The organism is Pseudomonas sp. P5_A2_2, from assembly GCF_054177685.1.
On record NZ_JBGCUL010000572.1, the window covers coordinates 1 to 3297 of the forward strand.

Here is a 3297-nt window from a genome sequence, read left to right on the forward strand (position 1 = left end):
GGGGCGTGTGCTGAAAACCGCCAACCGCCAGGTTGGCGCCGGTGATCTGTTCAGCCTGCTGGGGCGCTGGTTGCCCGCAATGATGATCGCCTTGAATAACGGGTCGGCCCATGTCGCGCCGGTATCCCGTCTTCGTAAACCTGCTGCCCGCACTGCTGATAAGGCTGATTGAATATGGAACTTGATCTCYGGACTCAGAGCCTCGTCACTGCAATGACTGCGTTGTGGACCAAGGTTGCGAACTTCATTCCGAACCTGTTCGGCGCACTGGTTGTGCTGCTGTTGGGTTTTGTCGTGGCCAAACTGCTGGACACCCTGCTCTCCAAGTTGCTCGCCAAACTGGGCCTTGACCGCTTGATGGGCGGCACTGGCCTGACCAAGCTGCTGTCCCGCGCTGGATTGCAGGTTCCTATCTCGACCCTGATCGGCAAGATCGTCTATGGGTTCATTCTGCTTATTTTTCTGGTTTCTGCCGCAGAATCCCTCGGACTTGAGCGGGTTTCAGCTTGGTGCGTGGAGCGGCAGAAGGCGTGGGCCTGGACTATGCTTCGGGGCTTGGTCGAATTGCTCAGGGCCTGGTGATCATCATCAGTATTTCGGTTGCGATCAGCCAGCTGGAGGTCAAGACTGACCTGCTGAACCATGTGATCGTGATCGTGTTGATAACCGTTGGTCTGGCGGTAGCACTGGCCATGGGATTGGGAAGCCGGGAAATTGCCGGCCAGATTCTTGCGGGAATCTACGTGCGTGAGCTGTACCAGGTTGGGCAACAAGTGCGTGTTGGCGAGGTCGAAGGCCAGATCGAAGAGATCGGCACGGTTAAAACCACATTGCTGACCGATGAGGGTGAGCTAGTCTCTCTTTCCAATCGGATCCTCCTTGAGCAGCATGTGAGTAGCCGCTAACCCGGCAAACTCTGCTAATGTATGCCGCCGCAAAATGCCTGCTGATGCTGGCTGCGGCGGACATTGACCTGACTGTCGGCCCGACTTGTTTTGAATAAAACCCAATCGTTATCCATGCGCTACGACCCCCGCGAGCTCTCTGATGAGGAGTTGGTCGCGCGCTCGCATACCGAACTGTTTCACGTAACACGCGCCTATGAAGAACTGATGCGGCGTTACCAACGAACATTATTTAACGTATGCGCACGATATCTCGGGAACGATCGCGACGCAGACGATGTCTGTCAGGAGGTCATGTTGAAGGTGCTGTATGGCCTGAAGAACTTCGAAGGTAAATCGAAGTTCAAGACGTGGCTATATAGCATCACGTACAACGAGTGCATCACACAATATCGAAAGGAACGGCGAAAGCGTCGCTTGATGGACGCATTGAGTCTTGACCCCCTCGAGGAAGCGTCCGAAGAAAAGGCGCCGAAACCTGAGGAAAAGGGCGGACTTGATCGCTGGTTGGTGTATGTGAACCCGATTGACCGCGAAATTCTGGTGCTACGTTTTGTCGCAGAGCTGGAGTTTCAGGAGATCGCAGACATCATGCACATGGGTTTGAGTGCAACAAAAATGCGGTACAAGCGCGCTCTAGATAAATTACGTGAGAAATTTGCAGGCATTGCTGAAACTTAGTTCAGCGCAAATATCTCTTACGTGCAGGCAAGTTCTGTTAGACTTGCCGCCGAGTTGTCCCCCGGTTTGCGGGACTGCTTCACAATCACCAGATGGGGATTTAACGGATGAAACTGAAAAACACCTTGGGCTTGGCCATTGGTACTCTTATTGCCGCTACTTCGTTCGGCGCACTGGCACAAGGCCAAGGCGCAGTTGAAGGCGAGCTCAACTACGGGAAGAAGTACAACGACAGCGTTAAGAACGTTGAAGACGGCTACACTCCTGGCGCCTCCATCGGTTACTTCTTGACCGACGACGTATCGTTGAACTTGACCTACAACAATGACGACCACACCCGTTCGAACAACGGCACTGGTAATCAGAAAATCGAAGGCGACCAGTTCGGTCTGAACGCTCAGTACCACTTCAACAACGCTGGCGACGCTCTGCGTCCTTACGTTCAAGGTGGCGTTAAGCACGGCAGCATGACCAACGTAGCCGCTGACGGCCACACCGGTCGTGACCAGTCGACTTTCCTGACTGCTGGCGCTGGCGTTAAGTACTACTTCGTTGAAAACGTTTACGCTCGTGCTGGCGTAGAAGCTGACTACAAGCTGGACAACGGCAAGTGGGACTACATCCCGTCCGTAGGTCTGGGTGTGAACTTCGGTGGCGGCAACAAGCCTGCTGCTGCTCCGGTTCCAGCACCAGAAGTCTGCTCCGATAGCGACAACGACGGCGTTTGCGACAACGTTGACAAGTGCCCGGACACCCCAGCCAACGTTACTGTTGACGCTGATGGTTGCCCAGCAGTTGCTGAAGTCGTTCGTGTAGAGCTGGACGTGAAGTTCGACTTCAACAAGTCGGCAGTCAAGCCAAGCAGCTACGCTGACATCAAGAACCTGGCTGACTTCATGAAGCAGTACCCATCCACCACCACTACTGTTGAAGGTCACACTGACAACGTCGGTCCTGACGCTTACAACCAGAAACTGTCCGAGCGTCGTGCAAGCGCCGTTAAGCAAGTTCTGACCAACCAGTACGGTGTTGAATCGTCCCGCGTTCAGTCCGTTGGCTACGGCGAGTCCCGCCCGGTTGCTGACAACAAAACTGAAGCTGGTCGTGCTGTTAACCGTCGCGTAGAAGCGCAGGTTGAAGCTCACGCTAAGTAATTAGCTCGCAGCTCCGAGAAAAGCCCGGCTTAGGCCGGGCTTTTCTTTGTCTGCGATTTGGTGAGGAAGGACGCGTCAGGCGCGTTGAAATCCAACATTGATGTCGACGGACAGAACCTCTTCGCGAGCAGGCTCGCTCCCACAGGAGGGGATGGCGTTGGCTGCGACTGCGCCAATCACCAGGATTGCCGGGCTTTTCAACTCGAAAGCACAGGCATCTTCCTCCATTGCCATCAGGCTGCTTCGACACTCTCGTTGATGCGGCAACGATGCGTTTTCAATCATTGCCACCGGCGTATCTGCCGCCATTGCCCCCGCCAGCAGTTGCTCACGGATCTCGCTGAGCTTCGCCACCCCCATGTAGATCACCAGTGTCGTGCCGCCTTGGGCCAGCGCTTGCCAGTTCAGGCTACTGTCATCCTGAGTGTGGGCGGTCACCAGAGTCACCCCTCGTGCCACGCCGCGCAGGGTCAATGGAATATCGCATTGCGTCGCGCCCGCCAGGCCGGCGGTGATGCCATTGACCAGCTCAACCTCGACCCCGCGCTCACGCAACC

General features: G+C 55.5%; 4 protein-coding genes and 1 pseudogene. 4 read left to right on the forward strand and 1 reads right to left on the reverse strand.

Going from position 1 to position 3297, the window contains the following annotated elements; translation table 11 throughout:
- The 4 genes and pseudogenes from ACXRVY_RS22460 to ACXRVY_RS22475 form a co-directional block, all read left to right on the forward strand.
- A partial coding sequence (locus ACXRVY_RS22460; RefSeq protein WP_458238272.1) for a CrfX protein occupies positions 1 to 172 on the forward strand: 172 nt, incomplete at its 5' end.
- Between the two features lie 2 nt (positions 173 to 174).
- A pseudogene (locus tag ACXRVY_RS22465) lies at positions 175 to 905 on the forward strand (mechanosensitive ion channel family protein).
- Between the two features lie 90 nt (positions 906 to 995).
- Positions 996 to 1586 (forward strand): RNA polymerase sigma factor SigX, encoded by a 591-nt coding sequence (sigX, locus tag ACXRVY_RS22470; RefSeq protein ID WP_081501652.1) that lies wholly within the window; start codon positions 996 to 998, stop codon positions 1584 to 1586.
- A 107-nt stretch (positions 1587 to 1693) separates the two neighbouring features.
- Entirely contained in the window at positions 1694 to 2740 is a 1047-nt protein-coding gene (locus tag ACXRVY_RS22475; RefSeq protein WP_223462931.1) for an OmpA family protein, read from the forward strand.
- A 75-nt stretch (positions 2741 to 2815) separates the two neighbouring features.
- Here ACXRVY_RS22475 and ACXRVY_RS22480 read toward each other — a convergent pair.
- A partial coding sequence (locus ACXRVY_RS22480) for an SAM-dependent methyltransferase (protein WP_458238271.1) occupies positions 2816 to 3297 on the reverse strand: 482 nt, incomplete at its 5' end.

What these genes read in the sequence shown, in the direction of transcription:
- ACXRVY_RS22475 (WP_223462931.1), top strand. Translation starts at nt 1,694, where the DNA reads ATGAAACTGAAAAACACCTTGGGCTTGGCCATTGGTACTCTTATTGCC.